The organism is Aeromicrobium phragmitis (assembly GCF_003674095.1).
GTDB classification, from domain to species: domain Bacteria; phylum Actinomycetota; class Actinomycetes; order Propionibacteriales; family Nocardioidaceae; genus Aeromicrobium; species Aeromicrobium phragmitis.
Window position 1 is genome coordinate 199,591 of the sequence record NZ_RDBF01000002.1, and the last position, 23,657, is coordinate 223,247.

23 protein-coding genes are annotated in these 23,657 nt (G+C 69.6%); 14 read left to right on the plus strand and 9 right to left on the minus strand.

What is annotated here, in order from left to right:
* Nucleotides 1-54 precede the first annotated feature (54 nt).
* Both D9V41_RS03810 and D9V41_RS03815 read right to left on the minus strand, forming a co-directional pair.
* The gene (locus tag D9V41_RS03810; RefSeq protein WP_121793206.1) at nt 55-618 is read right to left on the minus strand and encodes an O-methyltransferase; all 564 of its coding nucleotides are present in this window, start codon (nt 616-618) and stop codon (nt 55-57) included.
* 84 nt (nt 619-702) lie between these two features.
* The gene (locus tag D9V41_RS03815; protein WP_121793207.1) at nt 703-2,112 is read right to left on the minus strand and encodes a GntP family permease; all 1,410 of its coding nucleotides are present in this window, start codon (nt 2,110-2,112) and stop codon (nt 703-705) included.
* A gap of 540 nt (nt 2,113-2,652) precedes the next feature.
* On the opposite strand from D9V41_RS03815, the gene D9V41_RS03820 reads away from it, so the two are divergent.
* The 3 genes from D9V41_RS03820 to D9V41_RS03830 are packed head-to-tail and all read left to right on the plus strand — an operon-like array spanning nt 2,653 to nt 6,331.
* On the plus strand, nt 2,653-3,717 hold the full coding sequence (locus tag D9V41_RS03820; protein ID WP_121793208.1) for a 3-isopropylmalate dehydrogenase: 1,065 nt from the start codon (nt 2,653-2,655) through the stop codon (nt 3,715-3,717).
* Between the two features lie 41 nt (nt 3,718-3,758).
* Entirely contained in the window at nt 3,759-4,853 is a 1,095-nt protein-coding gene (locus tag D9V41_RS03825; protein WP_121793209.1) for a branched-chain amino acid aminotransferase, read from the plus strand.
* Nucleotides 4,854-4,900: 47 nt separating this feature from the next.
* A complete protein-coding gene (locus D9V41_RS03830; RefSeq protein WP_121793210.1) occupies nt 4,901-6,331 on the plus strand; it encodes an aspartate ammonia-lyase in 1,431 nt (476 codons plus the stop codon).
* Between the two features lie 146 nt (nt 6,332-6,477).
* On the opposite strand, the gene D9V41_RS03835 is transcribed toward D9V41_RS03830, so the two are convergent.
* Nucleotides 6,478-7,167 carry a hypothetical protein gene (locus tag D9V41_RS03835; protein ID WP_121793211.1) on the minus strand — a complete coding sequence of 230 codons (690 nt, stop codon included), beginning with the start codon at nt 7,165-7,167 and terminating at the stop codon, nt 6,478-6,480.
* 155 nt (nt 7,168-7,322) lie between these two features.
* On the opposite strand from D9V41_RS03835, the gene cimA reads away from it, so the two are divergent.
* Nucleotides 7,323-8,948 (plus strand): citramalate synthase, encoded by a 1,626-nt coding sequence (gene cimA, locus D9V41_RS03840; protein ID WP_121793368.1) that lies wholly within the window; start codon nt 7,323-7,325, stop codon nt 8,946-8,948.
* Entirely contained in the window at nt 8,945-9,748 is an 804-nt protein-coding gene (locus D9V41_RS03845) for a hypothetical protein (RefSeq protein WP_121793212.1), read from the plus strand. Before cimA ends, D9V41_RS03845 begins: the two co-directional genes overlap by 4 nt.
* 96 nt (nt 9,749-9,844) lie before the next feature.
* Here D9V41_RS03845 and D9V41_RS03850 read toward each other — a convergent pair whose 3' ends face one another.
* The 6 genes from D9V41_RS03850 to D9V41_RS03875 are packed head-to-tail and all read right to left on the minus strand — an operon-like array spanning nt 9,845 to nt 14,162.
* Nucleotides 9,845-10,285, minus strand: a complete 441-nt coding sequence (locus D9V41_RS03850) for a GNAT family N-acetyltransferase (RefSeq protein WP_121793213.1) — start codon at nt 10,283-10,285, stop codon at nt 9,845-9,847.
* The gene (locus D9V41_RS03855; protein ID WP_121793214.1) at nt 10,282-11,163 is read right to left on the minus strand and encodes a 3-methyladenine DNA glycosylase; all 882 of its coding nucleotides are present in this window, start codon (nt 11,161-11,163) and stop codon (nt 10,282-10,284) included. Before D9V41_RS03855 ends, D9V41_RS03850 begins: the two co-directional genes overlap by 4 nt.
* Entirely contained in the window at nt 11,142-11,543 is a 402-nt protein-coding gene (locus D9V41_RS03860; protein ID WP_121793215.1) for a Fur family transcriptional regulator, read from the minus strand. Before D9V41_RS03860 ends, D9V41_RS03855 begins: the two co-directional genes overlap by 22 nt.
* A 14-nt stretch (nt 11,544-11,557) precedes the next feature.
* Nucleotides 11,558-12,373 (minus strand): metal ABC transporter permease, encoded by an 816-nt coding sequence (locus tag D9V41_RS03865; protein ID WP_121793216.1) that lies wholly within the window; start codon nt 12,371-12,373, stop codon nt 11,558-11,560.
* On the minus strand, nt 12,370-13,131 hold the full coding sequence (locus tag D9V41_RS03870; protein WP_121793217.1) for a metal ABC transporter ATP-binding protein: 762 nt from the start codon (nt 13,129-13,131) through the stop codon (nt 12,370-12,372). The genes D9V41_RS03865 and D9V41_RS03870 overlap by 4 nt, the downstream gene beginning before the upstream one ends.
* Entirely contained in the window at nt 13,128-14,162 is a 1,035-nt protein-coding gene (locus D9V41_RS03875; protein WP_208006727.1) for a metal ABC transporter solute-binding protein, Zn/Mn family, read from the minus strand. The genes D9V41_RS03870 and D9V41_RS03875 overlap by 4 nt, the downstream gene beginning before the upstream one ends.
* 169 nt (nt 14,163-14,331) lie before the next feature.
* Here D9V41_RS03875 and D9V41_RS03880 point away from each other — a divergent pair, with 169 nt between their 5' ends.
* The 9 genes from D9V41_RS03880 to D9V41_RS03920 all read left to right on the plus strand — a co-directional run bounded on the left by D9V41_RS03880 (nt 14,332) and on the right by D9V41_RS03920 (nt 23,657).
* Nucleotides 14,332-15,720, plus strand: a complete 1,389-nt coding sequence (locus tag D9V41_RS03880; RefSeq protein WP_121793218.1) for a glycine--tRNA ligase — start codon at nt 14,332-14,334, stop codon at nt 15,718-15,720.
* Between the two features lie 24 nt (nt 15,721-15,744).
* A complete protein-coding gene (locus tag D9V41_RS03885; protein ID WP_133434109.1) occupies nt 15,745-16,326 on the plus strand; it encodes a COG1361 family protein in 582 nt (193 codons plus the stop codon).
* A gap of 35 nt (nt 16,327-16,361) precedes the next feature.
* Complete coding sequence (locus tag D9V41_RS03890; RefSeq protein ID WP_121793220.1) at nt 16,362-17,048, plus strand: GntR family transcriptional regulator; 687 nt, start codon at nt 16,362-16,364, stop codon at nt 17,046-17,048.
* Nucleotides 17,049-17,187: 139 nt separating this feature from the next.
* Nucleotides 17,188-18,369 carry an NAD(P)/FAD-dependent oxidoreductase gene (locus D9V41_RS03895; RefSeq protein ID WP_121793221.1) on the plus strand — a complete coding sequence of 394 codons (1,182 nt, stop codon included), beginning with the start codon at nt 17,188-17,190 and terminating at the stop codon, nt 18,367-18,369.
* Nucleotides 18,366-18,701, plus strand: coding sequence for a (2Fe-2S)-binding protein (locus D9V41_RS03900; RefSeq protein WP_121793222.1), 336 nt, complete (start codon nt 18,366-18,368; stop codon nt 18,699-18,701). The genes D9V41_RS03895 and D9V41_RS03900 overlap by 4 nt, the downstream gene beginning before the upstream one ends.
* Entirely contained in the window at nt 18,698-20,134 is a 1,437-nt protein-coding gene (locus D9V41_RS03905; protein WP_121793223.1) for an NAD(P)/FAD-dependent oxidoreductase, read from the plus strand. Before D9V41_RS03900 ends, D9V41_RS03905 begins: the two co-directional genes overlap by 4 nt.
* A gap of 11 nt (nt 20,135-20,145) precedes the next feature.
* Nucleotides 20,146-21,063, plus strand: coding sequence for a dihydrodipicolinate synthase family protein (locus D9V41_RS03910; protein WP_121793370.1), 918 nt, complete (start codon nt 20,146-20,148; stop codon nt 21,061-21,063).
* Nucleotides 21,064-21,159: 96 nt separating this feature from the next.
* Nucleotides 21,160-22,161 (plus strand): proline racemase family protein, encoded by a 1,002-nt coding sequence (locus D9V41_RS03915; RefSeq protein WP_121793224.1) that lies wholly within the window; start codon nt 21,160-21,162, stop codon nt 22,159-22,161.
* An 8-nt stretch (nt 22,162-22,169) separates the two neighbouring features.
* A complete protein-coding gene (locus D9V41_RS03920; protein ID WP_121793225.1) occupies nt 22,170-23,657 on the plus strand; it encodes an aldehyde dehydrogenase (NADP(+)) in 1,488 nt (495 codons plus the stop codon).

Sequence of the window (23,657 nt, forward strand, 5' to 3'; positions counted from 1 at the left end):
GAAGTTCGGCGATCGATGCCCTGGCCCGACTCCTGCGGCTGCGCTGAGGTCGAATCAGCGCCGGGTGGCGATGATGAGGCTGGCGTCGGGGTCGATGAGCATCTCGACGGCGGCGAACCGCTCGTCGGTCAACCACTGCTCGCGCACCGTGTCCACCTGACCGTCGACGATCGGCGGCCAGAAGCTCGACGGGACGAAATCGTCGAGCACCGTGATGCCGCCGGGTGCGAGAAGGTCGGCGAGGACGTCGATGTCGGCCATCACGTCGCGTACGTCGACGAACAACAACGAGAATGGCGCGTACTGTTCGAGCGCCGACCAGTCGCCGGCGAGCACGCTGACGTTCTCCGCGCTCGCGAAGATCTCCTGGACGTCCTGGGCCAGCTCGGGGTCGAGCTCGGCCGTGACGATCCGGGCCTCCTTGGGCGCACCACTGTGCAACCACGCCGACCCCACGCCGCATCCGGTGCCGAGTTCGGCGAGCGTGCCCACGCGTGAGGCGGCGAGTGCTGCGAGGAGTCGTCCCGTCTCGTTGCGGGTCGACGTGATGAAGCCACGGCGCCGCGAGAGGTCGAGGGTCCGGGCCACGAGATCGGGAACTTCGGCGGGGGCACTCACCTGCTCAGTCTGGCACGACCCCCGGACGCGGGCGCCTCCCGCCGGTCGCTGGCCGAGACGCCGGCGCGAGGACCGCCCGAACCGTCAACTGATCAGCGGCCAGAGCACCGCCGCGACGGCGAACGCGGAGAGTCCGAGCGTGGTCTCCATGACGGTCCAGGTCTTGAGCGTCGTCTTCACGTCCATGCCGAAGAAGCGGCTGACCAGCCAGAACCCGGAGTCGTTGACGTGGGAGAGCACGGTGGCGCCGGCGGCCACAGCGGTGACCAACAGCGCGATCTGGAGGTCGCTGAACTGGTCCGCCTGGCTGGCCAGCAGACCCGCGGTGGTGGTGATCGCGACGGTGGCCGACCCTTGCGCCACGCGCAGGGCGGTAGCGATGAGGAACGCCTGCAGCAGCACCGGAATCCCGACGCCGGACAGCGCCGAGGTGAGCGCGGCGCCGATCCCGCTCAGCTCCAGCACACCGCCGAACATGCCACCGGCACCGGTGATGAGGATGATCGAGCAGATCGGGGCGAGTGCGGCGTCCAGCAGGGACATGGTGTCGTTCAGGGTGCGCCCGCGAGTACCGAGCAGCACGATCGCCACGAGCAAGCTGATCAGCAGCGCCACCGGGGTGTTGCCGAGCAGGATGAAGGCGTCGGTCACGGTGTTCTCGTCGACCGTCTCGGTGGCGATCAAGGTGGTGAGCACGGTGTTGATGCCGATCAGCACCAGCGGAATCATCAGCAAGGTCAGCACCGTCGCGAAGCTGGGAGCGGCGACCTTCGTGGTCGTTCCGTTCCCGTCCCCGTCACCGTCGCCGTCGTCGCCGCCGTTGACCGGACCGAACAGCAGGTCGGTGACCGGCACGTCGATGCGGCGGCCGAGGAAGCGCGACACCAGGTACACGCCGACGTACCAGGCGATGATCACGATCGGCAGGTTCACGAGCAGGACGAGTCCGATGTCGCCGCCGAGTGAGGTGCCCGCCGCGACGGGGCCAGGATGCGGTGGTACGAGGGCATGCATCGCCGCGAAGGCGCCCGCGGCCGGTAACGCGTAGTAGAGCACCGAGCCGCCGAAGCGGCGGGCGACCGTGAGGATGATCGGAAGGAAGATCACCAGGCCGGCGTCGAAGAAGATCGGAAGGCCGAAGATCAAGGCCGCGACGCCGAGAGCGAGCGGGGCGCGTTTCTCACCGAACCGGTTGATGAGCGTGTCGGCCAGCACTTGCGCGCCTCCGGTGACTTCGAGCAGCCGGCCGAGCATGACGCCGAAACCGACCAGGAGCGCCACCGATCCCAAGGTGTCCGCGAAGCCGAACGTCAGCGCGGCGGGGACGTCGGCGAGGGGGATGCCCGCAGCGATCGCCGTCAGCACACTCACCAGGACGAGCGCGATGAAGGCGTGCAGCCGCACCTTGATGATGAGAAAGAGCAGCAGCGCCACGGAGGCGGCCGCGATCAGCAGTAGGGTCGTCGCGCCGAATACCGGCTCGATGGGTTCCATCATCAACTCCCGGGGTGAAGTGGGTCACAGGGGCGACATTCTGGCCCGAGTGTGCCGCACACCTGGTGGCTCCACAAACGGAGCGCGGACCGGACCGGCGCGGAAATACCGTTGTCAGGTGCTCGCGAATTCCTTCACGAGCGGTTACAGTTGTCGCCATGCGGAAGCAGCTCGTAGTCATCGCTTGCCGCGGCAGGACCTCTTAGGGCCACACCTGCCGCGGAGTTTCGGCGTTGGCCCGACGATTCCGCAGCAGATGTCCTGACCACGACCTGGTCCCCTTTCTGTATCGAGCTCGAGAGCACACACGTCGAGTCTGTGGCCCGTGGAATCGCCGGTTCACCCGAATCCCGCGCTCCATTTCCATCACTCGAAGCTCGAAGGAAGACCATCATGATTCTCGATCCGCTGATCGAATGGGGACCAGCACATCTGCGCGAGGACGAGTTCGTCGAACCAGGTGACCGCCCCGACGACAACTGACCACCTTCCGAGATCCCGGTTTCACATCATGAGATCGCCTCTCTTAGGATCGGTGGCATGACGTCCACTCGCCCGTTCTCCCTGGCCGTCGTCCCCGGCGACGGCATCGGCCCCGAAGTCACCGCTCAGGCGCTCCGCGTCCTCGACGTTCTCGCTCCGCAGCACGGCGTGACGTTCGAGCGCACCGAGTACGACCTCGGCGCCCGTCGCTGGCACGCCACGGGCGAGACGCTGCCCGACGCGGTGCTCGAGGAGATCCGTCAGCACGACGCGATCCTGCTCGGTGCCGTGGGCGATCCGTCGGTGCCCTCGGGTGTGCTCGAGCGGGGGCTGCTGCTCAAGCTCCGGTTCGAGCTCGATCACTACGTCAACCTCCGGCCGAGCAAGCTGTTCACGGGCGTCCCCACGCCGCTCGCCGCGCCCGGCGACATCGACTTCGTCGTCGTGCGTGAAGGCACCGAAGGGCCGTACGTCGGCAACGGCGGGGCGATCCGCGTCGGCACGCCACAGGAGGTCGCCACCGAGGTCAGTCTCAACACGGCGTTCGGTGTCGAGCGCGTCGTCCGTGATGCGTTCGCCCGCGCCCAGGCACGTCCGCGCCGCAAGCTCACGCTCGTGCACAAGAACAACGTGCTCGTGCACGCCGGTCACCTGTGGAGCCGCACGGTCGAGACCGTTGCCGCGGAGTACCCCGAGGTGACGGTCGACTACCTGCACGTCGACGCCGCCACGATCTTCCTGGCGACCGATCCGGCCCGCTTCGACGTGATCGTGACCGACAACCTGTTCGGCGACATCCTCACCGACCTCGCCGCCGCCATCACCGGGGGCATCGGCCTGGCGGCTAGCGGCAACGTCAACCCGGACCGCACGGCGCCGAGCATGTTCGAACCCGTCCACGGATCGGCTCCCGATATCGCGGGGCAGAGCAAGGCCGATCCCACCGCGGCCATCCTCTCGGCCGGTCTGCTGCTCGATCACCTCGGCCTGCCCGAGGCGGCCGCGCAGATCACCGAGGCGGTCGAGGCCGATATCGCCGAGCGCTCGGGTGCTCGCAGCACGGAGGAGGTGGGGGAGGCCATCGCATCGCGCGTGGCCGGAGAGGTATCGACGGTCGCCTGACCGCATACCCCTTCGACATAGGAAGCAGTACCGTGACCTCTATGACCCCCATCACGTTCGCGCCGCGCATCGAGCAGAATCAGCACGCCCGCAGCGAGGCCGAGCGCGCCGCGATTCTGGAGAACCCCGGCTTCGGCCATCACTTCACCGACCACATGTTCCTCGCGGAGTGGACGCCGCAGGGCGGGTGGCACGACGCCCGCGTCGTGCCCTACGGGCCGCTCTCGTTGGACCCCGCCACCGCGGTCCTGCACTACGCGCAGGAGATCTTCGAGGGCCTCAAGGCGTACGGCCACGCCGACGGCTCGATCTGGCTGTTCCGTCCGGAGGCCAACGGTGAGCGCCTGCAGCGTTCGGCGTACCGGCTCGCGCTCCCCGAACTTCCGCTGGACTGGTTCCTCGGTTCGGTGCGCGCGCTGATCGAGACCGATCGCGCGTGGGTGCCGCGAGGCGAGGAGAAGAGCCTCTACCTCCGCCCGTTCATGTTCGCCTCCGAGGTGTTCCTCGGTGTCCGCCCCAGCCAGCACGTCACGTATTCGGTGATCGCCTCGCCGGCCGGTGCCTACTTCACCGGCGGCATCAAGCCCGTCTCGATCTGGCTCTCGGAGCAGTACAGCCGAGCCGGTGCGGGCGGCACGGGCGCGGCCAAGTGCGGCGGCAACTACGCCGCGAGCCTCCTGCCGCAACAGGAAGCGGCGGCCGAGGGATGCGCGCAGGTGGCCTTCCTCGACGCCGTGGAGCATCGGTGGGTCGAGGAACTCGGCGGAATGAACCTGTACTTCGTGCAGTCTGACGGTTCGATCGTCACTCCCGAACTCAGCGGTTCGATCCTCGAAGGCGTCACGCGCGACTCCATCGTGCGCCTTGCCGCTGACCTCGGGCACGACGTCGTCGAGCGCAAGGTGAGTATCGACGAGTGGCGGGAGGGCGCCGCGGACGGCACGATCACCGAGGTGTTCGCCTGCGGTACGGCGGCCGTCGTGACGCCGGTCGGCACGCTCAAGTGGCGCGGCGGCGAGGTCACGGCCGGCGACGGAGAGCTGGGCAAGGTCACCGCCGAGATCCGGCAGGCGCTGGTCGACATCCAATACGGCCGGGCCGAGGATCGCTTCGGCTGGATGACACGCGTGCTCTGAGCGGGTTACCCACCGGTCGCCTCGGCGGCGGTGATTGGATTGGCCGTATGGATGACCAACCCATGCGCCACGAGCACGACCTCATCGGGGACCGCGAGGTTCCCGCGGACGTCTACTGGGGCGTGCATTCGCTGCGCGCTCTGGAGAACTTTCCGATCACCGGTATCCCGATCGCCCAGAGTCCGTACCTCGTCGAGGCGTTGGCGGCCGTGAAGGAGGCCGCAGCCACGGCCAACCACGAGCTGGGACTGCTCGACGACGAGCGTTTCCGGGCGATCCGGGACGCGTGCGAGGAGATTCGCGGCGGTGCGCTGACCGACCAGTTCGTGGTGGACGTCATCCAGGGCGGGGCGGGAACGTCCACGAACATGAACGCCAACGAGGTCATCGCCAACCGCGCGCTGGAGCTGCTGGGCCGGCCGAAGGGCGATTACGCCTACCTTCACCCCAACGAGCACGTCAACCTCAGCCAGTCGACCAACGACGTCTACCCGACGGCGATCAAGATCGCGGTCATCCTCGCCACGAAGTCGCTGCTCGACGCGATGGCGGTGCTGGAGGAGTCCTTCGCCCGCAAGGCCGTGGAGTTCCACGACGTCCTCAAGATGGGGCGGACGCAGCTGCAGGACGCGGTGCCGATGACGCTCGGGCAGGAGTTCCGCACCTACAGCCTGATGATCGCCGAGGACCGCGCGCGGCTTTCCGAGGCGGTCATGCTGCTGCACGAGATCAACCTCGGGGCGACCGCCATCGGCACCCAGCTGAACGCTCCCGCCGGCTACGTCCAGTCCGCCTGCTCGCACCTGGCGCAGATCACCGACCTGCCCCTGGTGCCGGCGGTCGATCTGATCGAGGCGACGCAGGACTGCGGTGCGTTCGTCCAGCTGTCCGGAACCCTCAAGCGCGTCGCGGTCAAGCTGTCGAAGATGTGCAATGATCTGCGGCTGCTGTCGTCGGGTCCGCGCGCCGGCCTCAACGAGATCAATCTGCCCGCCGTGCAGGCCGGCTCGAGCATCATGCCAGGCAAGGTCAACCCGGTCATCCCGGAGGTGGTCAACCAGGTGGCGTTCCAGATCATCGGACACGACGTCACGGTCTCGATGGCGGCAGAGTCCGGTCAGCTGCAGCTGAACGCCTTCGAGCCGGTCATCTGCTACTCGCTGTCGGCGGGCCTGGCCCGTCTGCGCGAGGCGATTCTGGTGCTCGCCCGCCGGTGCGTCGACGGCATCACGGCCAACCGCGATCTGCTGCGGGCCGAGGTGGCCAACTCGATCGGCCTGGTCACTGCGCTCAATCCCTACATCGGCTATCAGGCGGCGACCGAGGTGGCCAAGGAGGCGCTGGCCAGCGGGCGCGGTGTGGCAGAACTGGTCCTAGAGCGTGGGCTGTTGCCCCCGGAGCGGCTCGAACAGATCCTGCGTCCGGAGTCGCTCGCCAACCTCGCTCCGCGTCCCGAACCCCCGCACGTGGCCGAGTGAGCGTCGTCAGCGAAGCCTCGGCGCCGCCCCGACGGGGCGGTGCGTGGTCAACCTCTCGCCAGGGTCATCACGTTGGTGACGAACCGCTCGTCGTCGTGAACGGTTGACACCGCACCGCGGACGCGGCCGACGATCGGGCCCGTGTGTCAGCGAAAGAGGATGGCCGGGTCGTCGGCCAGCGTGACGTCGAGCTCGTGGGCGACGTCGTCGTAGCTGATCTCGACGCGGACGCGGCGTTCGGTGCCGATGCTGTCGGCCTGCGGGTCGCCGAGGCCGAAGGCGATGTCGCGCAGCGTGATGACCGCCGGCCCCACCGGATCGACGTGCGGCCACTCGGTCAGCAGACGGTGGGTCAGCCCGCTCGTCACGGCGCCGACCATCGCAGCCTCGGCTCCCTCGGGGACCTTGACGCACAGCTCGGGCAGCCCGAAGGACTCCAGCCCGCGCGTCCCGAGCACGCCGCGCGACGCGACGTCGTAGTGGACGAGTACCCAGGCGTCCGCGTACTCGAGCCGGATCTCGCCGCGGGGCGGCTCCAGCAGCCGGGGGAGTGCGAGGTCGATGACGAGCCCGTCGTGCTCGGCCGCCAACGCGAACGCGGCCGCGCGCATCTGCACGTGCGCGTCGCCGGCGCCCGCCAGCGGCGCGACCTGCACGAGCACCTGGGCGTGCGGCCGCTCGCGCCACATCGCCATGAGCTCCTCGGACGCGCCGTTGCGCCGCAGCAGCGGTTCGAGACCTTCGGGTAGACGGTCGTCACGATCGAGCGCCTCGGCCGTCATGACGGCGTACATGATGTCGACGTGTCCGGGGCGTGGGACGGCTGTGGTGGTCATGGTGCGGTTCAGTCTAGACTTTCCGCCGTGACCATCACCGCGATCATTATCGCCTAGCGCGCCGGGTACCCACTCGACGCGCCGCCTCCCGACCCCGGGGGGCTTTTTTGTTGTCGATGGGCACGATCGCACGACACGAAGGACCGAACGAACCGATGAGCAGCAACCCCGCCTCCGGCACCCTCACGCCGAGCGACTTCCACGTCTACGACACGACGATGCGCGACGGCGCTCAGCAAGAGGGCCTGAACCTCTCGGTCCAGGACAAGCTGACGATCGCGCGCCATCTCGACGAGCTCGGGGTCGGCTACATCGAGGGAGGCTGGCCCGGCTCCAATCCCAAGGACACCGAGTTCTTCGCGCTGGCGGCCAAGGAACTCGATCTGCGCCGGTCCACCCTCGCCGCCTTCGGCGCCACCCGGCGGGCCGGTGTCGCGGCCGCGGACGACCCGCTGGTCGCCGCCCTGCGCGAGAGCGGGGCCTCGGTCGTGACGCTGGTCGCCAAGAGCCACGACCGGCATGTGGAACTCGCGCTGCGGACGACGCTCGAGGAGAACCTCGCGATGGTGCGCGACACCGTGTCGCACCTGCGGGCCGAGGGTCAGCGGGTGTTCCTCGACTGCGAGCACTTCTTCAACGGGTTCCTCGACAACAAGAGCTACGCCATCGAAGTCGTGCGGACGGCGGCCGAGGCCGGAGCCGAGGTCGCGGTGCTGTGCGACACCAACGGCGGCATGCTGCCGCACTGGGTGGCCGACATCGTCGGCGAGGTCGCCGCCGCGACCGGAGCGCGCCTCGGCATCCACGCTCACAACGACACCGGCTGTGCGGTCGCGAACTCGCTCGCCGCGGTGCAGGCCGGCGCGACCCACCTGCAGGGCTGCATCAACGGCTACGGCGAGCGCACCGGTAACGCGGACCTCGTCACCTGTGTGGCGAACCTCGAGTTCAAGCTCGGCATGAACGTCATGCCCGAAGGCGCGCTGCGCGACGCCACCCGCATCTCGCACGCGATCAGCGAGATCACGAACTACCCGCCGTCGGCGCGCCAGCCCTACACCGGGGTCTCGGCGTTCGCGCACAAGGCCGGCCTGCACGCCAGCGCGATCCGCGTCGATCCGGACCTCTACCAGCACATGGACCCCGCCCTGGTGGGCAACGACATGCGACTGCTGGTCTCCGAGATGGCCGGTCGAGCGACGATCGAACTCAAGGGCCGCGAGCTCGGCATCGACCTGTCGGGCGATCCGGCCACGTTGGCCCGGGTGACCGATCGGGTCAAGGCCATGGAGCAGGAGGGCTACACGTTCGAGGCCGCCGATGCGTCGTTCGAGCTGCTGCTGCTCGAGGAGGTCGACGGTGCTCGACCGGCGTACTTCGACGTCGAGTCCTGGCGGGTCATCGCCGAGTCCGTCGGCTCAGCCGCGTCCGGCGAGGCGCTCGCCGAGGCCACGGTCAAGCTGACCGCGGGCGGCCGCCGTCTTGCCGTCATCGGTGAGGGCAACGGCCCGGTCAACGCGCTCGACCACGCCCTGCGGGACGCGATCGAGCAGGTCTACCCCGACGTGACGCGATTCCACCTGATCGACTTCCGCGTGCGCATCCTCGATCAGGGACACGGCACGGATGCGGTGACGCGGGTGCTCATCGAGACGAGTGACGGCAAGGACTCCTGGGTGACGGTGGGTGTCGGGGCGAACATGATCGAGGCGTCGTGGGAGGCCCTCGTCGATGCGGTGACCTACGGGCTGCGGCTCCACGAGGTGACACCGCTGCGATGAAGGTACGTCCCACCGTCGGCGGGCTCACGCTCGTCCTACTGCTGGTCGCCGGAGTCGGGATCTACCTCGTCGACCGCCATCAGAAGTCGACTGAGGTCGAGCAGGCCGACGCTGCGGCGCTCCGCTACAGTCAGGCGCTCGCGGCTTATCAGGACGAAGCTCACCACGATCTGGTGTTGCTCGCAGCGAGCGGAGAGCCCGGTGCCCTGGCCGAGACGGCCACCCGCCTGCGCGATGAGCTGCCACGTCCCGCCGAGGTCGGGTCGTACGGTGCCGAGCACTCCAGCGCCTACCGCGCCGCCCTCGACCGGCGTGCGGCACTCGAGGAACGTTTCGGCGTCGCCGTGGACGTGTTGGGGGAGTGGGCGTCGGCCGCGCCGTTCGTCGCGGCGGTCGAAGAGGCACTCGACGCCGACATCCCGCAGAGCGTCGTCGGCGGACCGGTCGCGAGCGGAGACCCGGTGCGCACCGAGCTCGTTCCGCTGATGCAGCAGGTCAAGGCGCAGTTCGAGTCGGTTCCGGTGCCCGCGCGGCAGGAGCAACTCGCCGCTGGGGTGAGCGCCGCGTTGCAGCACGTCATCGACGAGGCCACGAGGGCCGCGCAGCAACTCGATGCAGGCCGCGCCGCGTCGTTCACCTACGGCGCCGAGTACCGCGATGCGTTGCAGCCGGTTGTGGAGTACGAGGCGCAGTTGCGTTCTCGGATGGAGGCCGCCATCGCCGGGCTGGCACCCCTGGGAGGGGGCGGAGGAGGCAACGAGCCGCCGGCGCCGGACGACGCACCCGGCGACAACGTCTGAGCCGTCGGCGCCGGGGGTGGGCGGTGAGTTATCCCGCAGCCGAAGCCAGGAAGTGTGGGATAGGACACCGCTCCGGCGCGCGGGGTCCGGGATAGGTCACCGCCCGGGGCGGCGCATCGGGACGTGGAGGATGCCGGCTTCCATGAAGTCCTCCCCGCACCGCTGGTAGCCGAACGAGGCGTACCACTGCTCGAGGTACGCCTGCGCACCCAGGCGGATCTCGTCTGCGCCCCAGCGCTCGTGCACCGCGCGCAGCAGCGCGCTCGACAGTCCGCGGCCGCGGTGCTCCTTGCGGGTGGCGACGCGGCCGACCTTGCGCACGCCATCGGTCCCCACATACGTCCGCAGATAGCTCGTCGGCCCGAGATCGTCGGCGAACCACAGATGAGTCGTCGTCGGGAGTAGATCGAGACCGTCGACATCGGGCTCGTCGCACTGCTGCTCGACGGCGAAGACGATGTCGCGGATGCGCCAAATGCCGTACACGTCCTGGGCAGTGAGCTCGTCACCGCGCTTCACGTGCGGCGATGCGGTCATGCGGCGACCTCCAGTGCACGGGCGATGAGAAGGTCGGCCTGCTCGATCAGCTGGCGGCGCAGGGGCTCGGCCCGACGGGCGAACGCGCGCTGATGGCGCACGTACTCCGCCTTGCCCTCGGTCGTCTCGATCGCGATGGGCGGGTAACCGTGGGCCGCCAGGTCGTACGGCGATGCCCGCATGTCGATCTCGCGAATGTCCACCGCGAGGGTGAAGGCGTCCGCGACGAGCCTCGAGTCGATGAACGGCAGCATCCGGAAGGCGATCCGGTACAGGTCCATGTTGGCGTGCAGGCAGCCGGGCTGCTCGAGGTCGAGCTGACGCTCGCGCACCGGAGTGGGCCGGTTCAACGGCCGGGCGGCGTCGGTGTAGAAACGGAAGGCGTCGACGTGGGTGCACACGAGGTTGTGCGATTCGACGACCTCATCGGTGCCGGCGGCACCGAGCCGCAGTGGCACGGCGTGGCGTCGGTCCTCGGGCTCGCGGTAGACCATGGCCCACTCGTGGAGGCCGAAGCACTGCAGGCGAGCGGCGCGGCCGGCGGTCCGGCCGAGCAGCTCGCGGGTCCAGCGCAGCCCGGGAAGGCGGGTGGCGAGGCGGGACGCGTCGGCCGTCACGGTCCCGTCGGCGAGCTCCACGTAGGCGCGCGCGTCGCGGTACTCCGGCGCCTCGGCCAGTGCGACACCAAGGCCAGAGTGCCAGCGCTCCAAGGCTCCGGGGGACAGGTTGTAGTACTCGAACAGGAAGTCGTGGACCGGGTGCGCCTCACCGCGTTCGCGCCGTTCGACCCGGGCCCGTGTCCATGGGGCGACTCGCTCGCGGTGCGCTGCCGCACGTGCGGACCAGTCGGCTCGGCTCAGGACGCGCAATCCCCGCACGTCCCGAAGATCTCGAGGGTGTGCTCGACGTCGCGGAAACCGTGGTCGTCGGCGACGGCGTCGGCCCACCGTTCGACGGTCGGGCCCTCGACCTCGACCGTCCGCCCGCACTGCCGGCAGACGAGGTGGTGGTGGTGGCCGGAACTGCACCGCCGGTAGAGGGTCTCGCCGTCGTCGTTGCGCAAAGCGTCGAGCAGGTCCGCATCGGCGAGTGCCTGCAGGTTGCGGTACACGGTGGACAGCCCCACCGACTCGCCGCGCTGCTTGAGGATGTCGTGGATCTGCTGAGCGCTCGCGAAGCCCTCGAGATCGGCCATGATCGCCGCGACGGCGCGGCGTTGGCGGGTGTTGCGCTGGGGCGACTCGCTTGTGGTGCTCATCGAGGCCAGTGTAATCAGCGACGTCGCAACGCGGTGACGCCGCGAGTCAGCGCGGCGAGCGCGAACAGTCCGAGCGCGAGCACCACGATCGTCGGCCCGGGTTGCGTGTCGATCTCGTAGCTGGCGACGACACCACCGGTCGCCGCGACGACGCCCACGGCCATCGACGCCAGATGGGTGGCGCGGAAGCTGCGGGTGAGCTGCTGGGCGGCGGCGACCGGCACGACCATGAGCGCGGACACGAGCAGCAGGCCGACGGTTCGCATCGCGACCGTGATGGTGATCGCCGCGAGCACGGCGACGAGGAGGGTGTAGAGCCGGACCGGCACGCCGCTGACTCGCGCATGATCCTCGTCCTGGCAGACGGCGAACAGCTGCGGCGACAGGCCGAGCGCCGCGACGATCACCACGACGCCGAGGATGAGCACGGCGAGCAGGTCGCTCATCGAGATCGTGGTGATCGCGCCGAACAGGTAGCGGTTCAACGTCGCCGCGGACTCACCGGCGAGATTGGTCAGCAGCACGCCGCCCGCGATGCCGCCGTAGAAGAGCATGGCCAGGGCGACGTCGCCGCTCGTCTTGGCGTACATGCGCAGCAGCTCGATGACCACCGCGCCGATGATCGCGACGATGACCGCGGTGATCGTGGGAGTGACCTGGGTGAGCAGGCCGAGGGCGACGCCGGTGAGGGCCACGTGACCGAGCCCGTCGCCGAGCAGGGCGAGCCGGCGCTGGACGATGTAGGTGCCGATCGCCGGCGCGGCGAGGCCGGTGACGACCGCCGCCGCGAGCGCGATGCGCATGAACTCGTACGAGAGCAACTCACTCATCCGAGCGGCCCCTCTTCCTGCACCGGACGGATGCGCTCCGGCGCGCCGGAGTGCGGATGGTCGTGCGGGTGGTCGGTGGGGATGTCCTCGACGCGACCCTCATAGGCGATGCGTCCGGCATCCACGACGACGGCGCGATCGACGAGCGGGCGCATCGGGCCGAGCTCGTGGGCGACGAGGAGGACGGCCATGCCGTGGTCGCTGACGAGATGGCCGATCAGGCCGGCCAGCACCTCGGCACTCTCGGCGTCGACGCCGGCCGTGGGCTCGTCCATGACGAGCAGTTGGGGGTTGGCGACGAGCGCCCGGGCGATGTAAGCGCGCTGCTGCTGACCACCCGAGAGCTCGGTGATGGGCTGGTCGGCCTTCGCGGACAACCGCACGTGCTCGAGCGCCTCGTCGACCGCGGCACGGTCCGAGCGGGACGCGAACCCCAATACCGGGCGGTGGGAGAGGCGGCCGCTCGTGACGATCTCGCGCACGGTGGCGGGCACCCCGGCCGCACTCCCGGGACGCTGCGGAACGTACCCGAGCCGCCAGCGCTCGCGGAACCGGGCGAGCGGCGTACCGAAGAGCTCGATCGTGCCGCGCGCGGGGATGAGGCCGACGAGCGCGCGGACGAGGGTGGACTTGCCCGAGCCGTTGGCGCCGAGCAGTGTGACGAACTCACCGCTGCCCACGGTCAGGTCGACGCCGCGGACGACCGGCCCGCCCGCGAGGTCGACCTCGACGCCACGGGCGAGCAGGGGTGGTGTCATCGGCAGTCGTTGGCCTTCTGGAGGGCGGCGAGGTTCGCACGCATGATCGACAGGTAGTCCTGGTCGGAGGTCTCGTCGGTGAGGCCTTCGATCGGATCCAGGGTAGCCGTCGTGGCTCCGGTCTCGCGGGCCACGGTCTCGGCCAGCGCGGGGGAGGCGAGCGTCTCGGTGAAGATCGTCGTGATGCCCTCGGTCTGCACCAGTTCAGTGATCTGGCCGAGTTGCGCCGTGCTGGGCTCCGACCCCGGGTCGATGCCGGCGATCGGCAGCTGGTGCAGGTCGTAGGCGTGCGCGAGATACGAGAAGGCGGCGTGGCTCGTGACGAAGTCGCGGCGCTCGCAGGTGGCGAGACCGTCGGCGAACTCCGCATCGAGCGCGGTGAGGTCGTCGATGAGCGCCTGAGCATTCGCGGCGTACGCGTCCGCGTGATCGGGATCGGCCTGCGACAACGCGTCGGCGAGCGACTGCGCGGCCGGCTTCAGGTTGGTCGGGTCGAGCCACAGGTGCGGGTCGACGTCACCGTGGCCGTGGTCGTGCGACTCCTCGACCTCGTCACCGTGCGACTCTTCGCCCTCGTGGTCGTGGTCGTGGTCGTGCGACTCTTCGTGAGCGTGCCCATGGTCGTGCGACTCTTCGTGAGCGTGCCCATGGTCGTGGGACGCCTCGGCGTCGAGCAGCTCCACGCCGTCGGCGAGGTCGACGGTCGTGCCCTCATCGCGTCCGGCCTGCTCGACGGCCTCGTCCACTGCGGTCTGGAAGCCGTCGAGGTACACCACGACGTCAGCGGACTGGACGGCTCCGATCTGCTTGGCGGTGAGTTCGAGATCGTGCGCCTCGCCGCCGGGCGAGGTGAGGGTCTCGATGTTCGCATGCTCGCCGCCGACGCGCTCCGCGAGGAACTGCGCGGGATAGAACGAAGCCACCACCCGGACGCCGTCACCCTCGTTCCCGTTGCCGTCGTCGGCGGAGCCGCCGCAGGCGGACAGGGCGAGGGCGGACGCGACGAGGGCAGGCAGGACCGAACGCTTCATGGGAATCATCGTCACTACTCTCGGAAACGATTGTCAAATCCGTCTACGGTGATGTCGACCACCGGCCGACCCCCGCCGCGCGCCGAGTAGGCTGGTCCGGCCAGGGGCGCGGAGCGTTACGACGCACCGCACATGCCCTCCGACACCCAGCCGGAACGGAAGTCCTCCCATGCCGAACTCAGTCCTCGACACCGTCATCAGCCTGTGCAAGCGCCGCGGCTTCGTCTACCAGTGCGGCGAGATCTACGGCGGTACCCGATCGGCATGGGACTACGGGCCGATGGGCGTGGAGCTCAAGGAGAACATCAAGCGTCAGTGGTGGCGCTCGATGGTGCAGGGTCGCGACGACGTCGTCGGTCTCGACTCCTCGGTGATCCTCCCGACTCCCGTGTGGCAGGCGTCGGGGCACCTCGCGGCCTTCGTCGACCCGCTCGTCGAATGCCTCGCGTGCCACAAGCGGTACCGGCAGGACCACCTCCAGGAGGCGTACGCGGAGAAGAAGGGCCTGGACGACCCCGACGCGGTGCCGATGACCGACATCGTCTGCGCGAACTGCGGTACCCGCGGCGAGTGGACCGAGCCGCGCATGTTCAACGGACTGCTCAAGACCTTCCTGGGCCCGGTCGAGTCCGACGAGGGCCTGCACTACCTGCGCCCCGAGACCGCGCAGGGCATCTTCATCAACTTCTCCCAGGTGATGACCACGGCGCGCAAGAAGCCTCCCTTCGGCATCGGCCAGATCGGCAAGAGCTTCCGCAACGAGATCACGCCGGGCAACTTCATCTTCCGCACGCGCGAGTTCGAGCAGATGGAGATGGAGTTCTTCGTCGAGCCGGGCACCGATGAGCAGTGGCACCAGACCTGGATCGACACGCGGCTGGCCTGGTACACCGAGCTCGGCATCGATCCGGAGAACCTGCGCCTCTACGAGCACCCCGCCGAGAAGCTGTCGCACTACTCCAAGCGCACGGTCGACATCGAGTACCGCTTCGGGTTCACCGGCTCGGAGTGGGGCGAGCTCGAGGGCGTGGCCAATCGCACCGACTTCGACCTGTCCACGCACAGCGAGCACTCGGGCACCGACCTCTCGTACTTCGACCAGCAGAAGAACGAGCGCTGGACGCCGTACGTCATCGAGCCCGCGGCCGGTGTCAACCGTTCGATGATGGCCTTCCTCGTCGACGCGTACACCGAGGACGAAGCGCCGAACGCCAAGGGCGGCGTCGACAAGCGCACCGTCCTCAAGCTCGATCCGCGCCTCGCCCCGGTCAAGGCCGCGGTACTGCCGCTGTCGCGCAACGAGGACCTGTCGCCGAAGGCGCGCGACCTCGCCGCCGAGCTGCGCCGCAACTGGAACGTCGACTTCGACGATGCTCAGGCGATCGGCAAGCGGTACCGCCGCCAGGACGAGATCGGCACACCGTTCTGCATCACGGTCGACTTCGACACTCTCGACGACCAGGCAGTGACGATCCGCGAACGCGACACGATGAGCCAGGAGCGGGTCGCGCTCGACCAGGTCCCGGCCTACCTCGCGGCGCGCCTCATCGGCGCCTGATCCGCCGTCGGGCACCCTGCTGTCGTGAGAAGGACATGGCGCTGCGCCGGACCGGTGCTGGCTGCGGCACTCCTCGTCGCCGCCTGCTCGGGGGAGGGCGAGGAGAAGGAGCCGACCGGTCTCGAGCTGCCCGAGGGGGTCAGCCTGACCGAGGGCGGAAGCGAGCTGGACCCGGGCGATCCTGCCACGGTCGCGTATCCCGATGACACCGAGGATGCGACTGCCCTGACGGTCACGGTCGACACCATCCAGCAGGGACGCATCGAGGACTTCGCGCTCTTCTCGCTCTCGCCGGAGGACGCTGCCTCGACGCCCTTCTACGTCACCGTCACCGTGGCGAACGAAGGGCCCGGCACCCCGGGCACCACGTCGCTGCCGATCTTCGCCAACGACGGTGAGAACACGCTCATCTCGCCGAATGCGATCGTCGGCACCTTCGAGCCGTGCGCGCCGACACCGATCCCCGCGGACCTGCCCGCCGGCGACGAGGTCACCCAGTGCCTGGTGTACCTGCTGCCCGAGGGAGCCAGCCTCGAGTCCGTGGACCTGCAGGTAGCGGACGCGGCCGAGGCAATTCACTGGCGTCCCGAGCAGCCCGCGCCGTAGTATGTCACGCAGCAGTTCGCGAGAAAGGCGACGACATGAGCTGGGTGACTCCTCGGATCGAACCGGGACACAGCCTCCGTGAGCAGATCGAGGAGTCGCTGACCGCGGCCATCATCGCCGGGCAGGTGCCTCCGCACGAGCTGTTGACGGTGCCGGTGCTCGCGCAGCAGTACGACGTCTCGGCGACTCCGGTGCGCGAGGCGATGCTGAACCTCGCGCGGCGGGGTTTCGTCGTGCCGGTCCGTAACCGCGGCTTCCGCGTGCGTGAGGTCGGGCGCGACGAACTCGACCACCTCGTCAAGACGCGGCGGATGCTCGAGTGCCCGCCGATGGTGGAGGTGGCCCGGATCTTCGACGCCTCGATCCGTCCGCGGTTCGACGAACTGATCGCCGCGATCAACGATTCGGCCGAATCGCGCGATTTCGCGACGTACGTCCGGTCCGACAAGGCGTTCCACCTCGGCCTGCTGGGTTTGCTGGGCAACCCCGTGCTCGTCGACGTGGTCGGCAACCTGCGTGACCAGACCCGCACCGTCGGCATCGCCTCCAAGATCACGCCGGCGCAGCTCCGCGCCTCGATCGACGAGCATGCTGCTCTCCTCGACCTTCTCGAGGCCGGTGAGGGAGAAGCCGCGGCCGAACTGATGGACCGTCACATCGGGCACGTGCTCGGCTGGTGGAGTGGTGAGGCCGAGGACTCGGCCGTGACCGCGGTCCGCTGACCGCCGGCGGCGTTACTCGGCGACCCCGGTAGTGCGTCACGTTCCAGTCGCAGCGCGACAGAACCCTGAAGCGCGAGCGGTCGGAAGGGGTTCCCTCCCCGGTAGTATGTGATATATTACCGGCAGAGAGGAGACGCCGATGCGTGTTGCGATCATCGGGGCTGGGATCACCGGCGCCGCGTGTGCCCGACTGCTTGCCCGGGCCGGCTACGACGTGACCGTCGTCGAGCGTGGAGCCGTCGCCGGCGGTACCTCTGCCAGCTGCGAAGGCAATCTCCTCGTTTCGGATAAGACTCCGGGCCCCGAGCTCGATCTCGCGGTGGACGCATCGGTTCGGTGGCCGCTCGTCGCCCGCGAACTGCACGACGAGCTCGGGCCCGGTTTTCCGTCGATCGAATTCGAGCCCAAGGGCGGACTCGTGGTGTCGATGACGCCCGAGGGCGCCGAGCCGTTGCGGGCGTTCGCCGCGTCGCAGCGCGCGGTCGGCATCCACGCCCGTGAGATCGCGACCGACGACGCGCTCGAACTCGAACCCCATCTCAGCCGCGAGATCACCGCGGCCGTCCACTACCCGCAGGACGCGCAGGTGCAGCCGGTCGTGGCGGTCGAGGCGCTGCTCGCCTCGGCTCGCCGCGCAGGCGCCCGGGTCATGACCTCGACGGAGGTCGTCGGCTCGCTGCACGACGCGGGGGGCCGGATGGCCGGCGTCAGCACGTCGCGCGGCGATGTCCACGCCGACCTCGTCGTCAACGCCGCCGGCCCGTGGGCGGGCGAGGTCGCCGGTGCACTCGGCCTATCGCTGCCGGTGCTGCCGCGTCGCGGCATGGTGCTGGTGACCACGCGCATGCCGCACCGGGTGTTCCGGAAGGTGTACGACGCCGACTACGTGGGAGCGACACAGTCCGGGGACGCGGACTTGCAGACGTCCACCGTCGTGGAGTCGACGGCCGCCGGCACGGTGCTCATCGGGTCCTCTCGACAGCGCGTCGGCTTCGACGACCGGCTCGACGTCGACGTCATCCGCGAGATCGCCACAAAGTCGTTACGGCTCTTCCCGTTCCTCGAGGACATGCAGGTGCTGCGCACCTACGGCGGTTTCCGCCCGTACATGCCCGACCACCTGCCCGTCATCGGCGCGGATCCCCGGGTCCCGGGCCTCTACCACGTGACCGGGCACGAGGGTGCGGGCATCGGCCTCTCGGTGTCCTCGGCGGAGATTCTGCTCGCCCTGATGAACGGCACGACGCCGCCGTTGGATCCTGCGCCCTTCGCCATCGACCGCCCGACCTTGACTCCCCATCTGCAGGAGGTCGCTTCATGAGCGCGCGACCCGTCGACCCGAAGCGCGACCCGATCCGGCCCGGCCCCACGGACTCGGTGACCATCACCTTCGAGGGGCGTGAGTACGTCGGTGTCCGCGGTCAGTCGGTCGCCGGCGTCCTGCTCGCGAACGACGTCCTCGACTGGCGGACCAGCTCCACGCGCCACGAGCCGCGGGGACTGTTCTGCGGGATCGGCGTGTGCTTCGACTGCGTCGTGACGGTCGACGGCCAGCGCGACGTCCGCGCATGCCAGCGCACCGCTCGTGACGGAGCACAGGTGGAGCGCCAGCACGATGAGCTGCCCCGGCGGGTCGAGGGGGCAGGATCGTGACCGACATTCTCGTCATCGGCGCCGGCCCGGCCGGTCTCGCGGCCGCCGCCGCCGCACGGCGGCGCGGTGCCACGGTCCGCGTCATCGACTCCGCCGAGCGCACGGGCGGCCAGTACTGGCGGCACCTGCCCGAAAGCCGGCCCGCCGGACGCGAAGCTGTCCTGCATCATCAGTGGAACACGTACCAGTCACTGCGCCAGGCCCTCGAGTTCGACCCCGGATGCACGATCGACACCGAGACGCAGGTCTGGGCCGTCGAGCGACGTGCCGACGGCACCCTGCGCGTCAACCTCGCGTCCGGCGACGTGGACGGGACCCGCGCCACCGAGTCCGTCGTGCCCGATCGGCTCATCCTCGCCACTGGCGCGCATGACCGCGCCCTGCCCGTGCCCGGGTGGACCCTCCCGGGCGTCTTCACCGCAGGAGCCGCCCAGGCCATGGCCAAGGGGGAGCGCATTGCGGTCGGCGATCGCGTCGTCGTCGCCGGGTCGGGACCGTTCCTGTTCCCGGTGACCGCGTCGCTCGGACAAGCCGGCGCTCGCGTCGTCGGCGTCTTCGAGGCATCTCGGCCCTCGCGCATGGCCCGTCACTGGCTCGCGCGCCCCTGGGAGCTGGCCGGTGCCTCGCACAAGGTCAGCGAGCTCGCCGGCTACGTCGCGCACCACGTGCGTGGGCGCGTGCCGTACCGCACCGGCTACGGCGTCGTCGAGATTCACGGCACCGCTCGGGTCGAGGCGGTGACGGTCGCACGGCTCGACGCCGACTGGGCACCCGTCCTCGGCACCGAGCGGCGCATCGACTGCGACGCCGTCTGCCTGGGCCACGGCTTCACCCCACGTCTCGAGCTCGCCGTCGCGGCAGGATGCGAGCTCACCGACGAGCGCTTCGTGCGCGTGGACGGTGAGCAGCGCACCAGCGTGGACGGCGTGTTCGCGGCGGGCGAGATCACCGCGATCGGCGGGGTCGACCTCGCGCTTGCCGAGGGCGAGATCGCCGGCTGGGTGGCCGCGGGCGGGTCGACTGCGGACGCACCGGTGCGCTCGGCGCGCCGCGCGCGCGACCGGTTCACCCGGTTCGCCGAGCGCATCGCGACAGCCCATCGCATCGGCGCATCGTGGTCGTCGTGGCTCCAGGACGACACGATCGTCTGCCGCTGCGAGGAAGTCGACGCCGGGACGCTGAACCGCGTGGCCGAGTCGACCGCCTCGGTCGGCCTGCGTTCCCTCAAGCTCACCACCCGCGCCGGGCTCGGGCTGTGCCAGGGCCGCATCTGCGGCCGCACGGTCGAGCAGCTGCTCGCGGGGGCATCCGGGTGCACCGCGTTCGCGGACGGCACCACGACCGACCGGCGCCCCATCGCCGCCCCTTTGCGCATCGGCGACCTCGCCCGTGCGCCTCAGTCCACCGAAACATCCCCTCATCAGATCCCGTGAAAGGACTCATCATGTCGGAGCCCACGATCGACCTCGGCGGTGTCGTCGTCGCGACCACGCTGGCCTTCAAGGAGGACGCCTCGGCGCCCGCCGGCCTCGCGGTCGACTACGACAAGTTCGGCGAGCACATCGACTTCCTCATGAGCAACGGCTGCCGCGGCGTCGGACCGAACGGCTCGCTCGGCGAGTACTCCTCGCTCACCGACGAGGAGCGTCGCAAGGTCATCCAGGTCGCCGTCGACGCCGTCGACGGTCGTGGTGTGGTCGTCGCCGGTGCTCACGGCGTCGGTTGGCACCAGGCCCAGAAGTGGACCCGGTACGCGCAGGAGGACGGCGCGGACGGCGTCCTCGTCCTGCCGCCCACGATGTACCGCGCCAACGACGAGGAAGTCGTCGAGCACTACCGCCGCGTGGCCGAGGTCGGCATGCCGATCATGGCCTACAACAACCCGTTCGACACCAAGGTCGACATCACGCCGCAGCTCGTCGCTCGCATCGCGGAGTTCCCCGAGGTCGTCGCCATCAAGGAGTTCTCCGGCGACGTCCGCCGCGTGTACGAGATCAAGGAACTCTGCGACATCGACATCATCGCCGGTGCCGACGACGTGCTCTTCGAGCTCATGGTCAACGGCGCGGTGGGCTGGTTCGCGGGTTACCCGAACGCGTTTCCGAAGGAAGCCGTCGAGCTCTACAACCTGTGCGTCGAAGGCAAGTGGCATGACGCCAAGGCGCTCTACGAGCAGCTCGTGGCCGTCTTCCGCTGGGACTCGCGCACGGAGTTCGTCCAGGCCATCAAGTTGTCGATGGACGTCTGCGGCAACTCCTACGGCGGTCTCACCCGTCCGCCGCGCGGCCCGCTCACCGAGGCCCAGACCGCCCAGGTGAAGGCCGACACCGAGCGCGCCCTCGCCGCGATCGCCGCTCGCTGACGCGCTGAGTGTGACGTTTGGCGGGTGAAACCGCGAGAAATACCCGCCAAACGTCACACTCACCGGGTGCCGCCCATACTCGATTCAGGAGGTCATATGCGATCGTCACGGGTGTTTCACGCCGTCGACTCCCACACCGAAGGAATGCCCACCCGGGTCATCACCGGGGGAGTGGGCGTCATCCCCGGTGCCACCATGAACGAGCGGCGCCTGTACTTCATCGAACATCTCGACCACATCCGCCGGCTGCTGATGAACGAGCCGCGCGGGCACGCGTCGATGTCCGGCGCGATCCTCCAGCCGCCGACCCGGGACGACTGCGACTTCGGCATCGTCTACATTGAGGCCAGCGGCTGTCTGCCGATGTGCGGACACGGCACGATCGGCGTCGCGACGGTGCTCGTGGAGACCGGCATGGTCGAGGTGACCGAACCGGTCACCGAGATCCGGCTCGACACGCCGGCCGGGCTCGTCGTCGCGACGGTCCGCGTCGAGGACGGCCGGGCCGCCGCCGTGACGCTCGCCAACGTGCCGAGCTTCACCGAGCGCCTCGACGAGGTCGTCGAGGTCCCCGGCTACGGCAGCGTCCCGTACTCGATCGCCTTCGGCGGCAACTTCTACGCGATGGTCGAACTCGACGACGTCGGTCTGCCGTTCGACCGGTCGCGCCAGCAGGACATCATCGCCGCCGGACTGGCGATCATGGACGCGATCAACTCGACGGCGCCGCCCAAGCACCCGACGATCGACGGGGTCGACCACGTCCACCACGTCGAGTTCATCGCGCCGGGCTCCGACGCGGTGCGTTCACGCCATGCGATGGCGATCTACCCTGGCTGGTTCGACCGCTCTCCGTGCGGCACCGGCACGTCCGCCCGGATGGCCGAGCTGCACAGCCGTGGTGAACTCGCGCTGCACACCGACTTCGTCAACGAGTCGTTCATCGGCTCGGAGTTCACCGGGCGACTCGTCGGTACGGCCCGCGTCGGCGAGCACGAGGCGGTCCTTCCCGAGATCACCGGCCGCGCCTGGATCACCGGCACGGCTCAATACCTGCTCGATCCGCACGATCCATTCCCCGCCGGATTCGAATTCTGAGGAGTCCCATGAACGTCAATGCCATTCTCGAGTCGGCCGCCCAGGCAGCGCCGGCCTTCGCCCGCACCACGCCCCGCGAACGGGCCACCGCGCTCGTCGCCCTGGCGGGCGCGCTCGACGCCGCCGGCGACGAGATCGTCGCCCTCGGCCAGGAGGAGACCGGCCTCACCGAGGCGCGGCTGCGCGGAGAACTCAACCGCACCTCGCAGCAGCTGCGGCTGTTCGCCGAGGTCATCGTCGAGGGCGCGTACCTCGACGCGCGAATCGACGAGGCCGATCCCGACTACGCCGTCGGCCCCCGGCCGGATGTTCGCCGGGTCAACGTCCCGCTCGGGCCGGTCCTGATCTTCGCGGCGTCCAACTTCCCGCTGGCGTTCTCCGTCGCGGGCGGCGACACCGCCGCGGCCCTCGCCGCCGGCAACCCCGTCATCCTCAAGGCACACGACGGCCACCCGCGCCTGAGCGAGTTCACCGGCCGCATCGTGACCGAGGCGTTGACCGACGCGGGCATGCCCGAGGGCACCTTCAACGTGCTGTTCGGCCGCGAAGAGGGGGTCGAGGCCCTGCGCGACCCGCGCGTGCGCGCAGCCAGCTTCACCGGCTCCACGCAGGTGGGCCGGATGCTGGCCGACATCGCCGCGGCCCGCCCGGTGCCGATCCCGTTCTACGGCGAGCTCGGCAGCGTCAACCCCGTCGTCGCCACGCCCCAGGCGGTCGCCGAGGACGCCGCAGGTCTGGCGCAAGCGTACGTGGCGAGTGTCGCGGGATCGTGCGGTCAGCTGTGCACGAAGCCCGGTTTCCTGTTCGTCCCGAGCGCGCAGCCCCTTCGTGAGGCTGTCGTCGCGGCGGCTCAGGACGTCGCGCCGCATCGGCAGCTGACGGCCGGCATCACGGCCGGGTACCAGGAGCGCCGCGACGCCGTGCTGAAGGCCGAGGGCGTCGAGGTGCTCGTGGAGGGGGACGTCCAGGTCGACGACGAGGGCTTCGGCTGGGCTACCCCCACCCTCACCGTCATCACCCTCGCCCAGCTCGAGGCGGCCGGTGAGTCCGTGCTCGACGAGTCGTTCGGCCCGCTGTCGGTGATCGTCGAGTACGGGGACGACACCGCTGCGCTGCCCGAGGTGCTCGAGCGGCTCTTCCCGGGCAATCTGACCGCGACGATCCACCTGGGCTCCGGCGAGGACCCGCAGGGGTGGTCCGAACTGCTCGAGGTGCTGGCTCGCACGAGCGGACGGGTGCTCTTCGGCGGCTGGCCGACGGGTGTGTCGGTGACCGCGGCCATGCAGCACGGCGGTCCGGTGCCCGCGACGACGCAGGACTCGACGTCGGTCGGGACCGCGGCCATCGGCCGGTTCCTGCGAGCGGTGGCGTTCCAGAACGCTCCGCAGGCAGCCCTGCCGCCGGCGCTGCGCGACGACAACCCGTGGGGCATCCCGCAGCGCCGGAGCGCCGCCGGCCTCTCGTCGTCCTGGGGCGAGCTGACGGGACGGTACTGA

Coding starts and splice junctions, on each gene's coding strand:
- D9V41_RS03895 (WP_121793221.1), top strand. CDS start 17,188: ATGCGTGTTGCGATCATCGGGGCTGGGATCACCGGCGCCGCGTGTGCC.
- D9V41_RS03880 (WP_121793218.1), top strand. CDS start 14,332: ATGCCGAACTCAGTCCTCGACACCGTCATCAGCCTGTGCAAGCGCCGC.
- cimA (WP_121793368.1), top strand. CDS start 7,323: ATGAGCAGCAACCCCGCCTCCGGCACCCTCACGCCGAGCGACTTCCAC.
- D9V41_RS03850 (WP_121793213.1), bottom strand. CDS start 10,285: ATGACCGCATCGCCGCACGTGAAGCGCGGTGACGAGCTCACTGCCCAG.
- D9V41_RS03890 (WP_121793220.1), top strand. CDS start 16,362: ATGAGCTGGGTGACTCCTCGGATCGAACCGGGACACAGCCTCCGTGAG.
- D9V41_RS03910 (WP_121793370.1), top strand. CDS start 20,146: ATGTCGGAGCCCACGATCGACCTCGGCGGTGTCGTCGTCGCGACCACG.
- D9V41_RS03870 (WP_121793217.1), bottom strand. CDS start 13,131: ATGACACCACCCCTGCTCGCCCGTGGCGTCGAGGTCGACCTCGCGGGC.
- D9V41_RS03900 (WP_121793222.1), top strand. CDS start 18,366: ATGAGCGCGCGACCCGTCGACCCGAAGCGCGACCCGATCCGGCCCGGC.
- D9V41_RS03820 (WP_121793208.1), top strand. CDS start 2,653: ATGACGTCCACTCGCCCGTTCTCCCTGGCCGTCGTCCCCGGCGACGGC.
- D9V41_RS03825 (WP_121793209.1), top strand. CDS start 3,759: ATGACCCCCATCACGTTCGCGCCGCGCATCGAGCAGAATCAGCACGCC.
- D9V41_RS03915 (WP_121793224.1), top strand. CDS start 21,160: ATGCGATCGTCACGGGTGTTTCACGCCGTCGACTCCCACACCGAAGGA.
- D9V41_RS03875 (WP_208006727.1), bottom strand. CDS start 14,162: ATGAAGCGTTCGGTCCTGCCTGCCCTCGTCGCGTCCGCCCTCGCCCTG.
- D9V41_RS03835 (WP_121793211.1), bottom strand. CDS start 7,167: ATGACCACCACAGCCGTCCCACGCCCCGGACACGTCGACATCATGTAC.
- D9V41_RS03830 (WP_121793210.1), top strand. CDS start 4,901: ATGGATGACCAACCCATGCGCCACGAGCACGACCTCATCGGGGACCGC.
- D9V41_RS03815 (WP_121793207.1), bottom strand. CDS start 2,112: ATGGAACCCATCGAGCCGGTATTCGGCGCGACGACCCTACTGCTGATC.
- D9V41_RS03845 (WP_121793212.1), top strand. CDS start 8,945: ATGAAGGTACGTCCCACCGTCGGCGGGCTCACGCTCGTCCTACTGCTG.
- D9V41_RS03860 (WP_121793215.1), bottom strand. CDS start 11,543: ATGAGCACCACAAGCGAGTCGCCCCAGCGCAACACCCGCCAACGCCGC.
- D9V41_RS03920 (WP_121793225.1), top strand. CDS start 22,170: ATGAACGTCAATGCCATTCTCGAGTCGGCCGCCCAGGCAGCGCCGGCC.
- D9V41_RS03865 (WP_121793216.1), bottom strand. CDS start 12,373: ATGAGTGAGTTGCTCTCGTACGAGTTCATGCGCATCGCGCTCGCGGCG.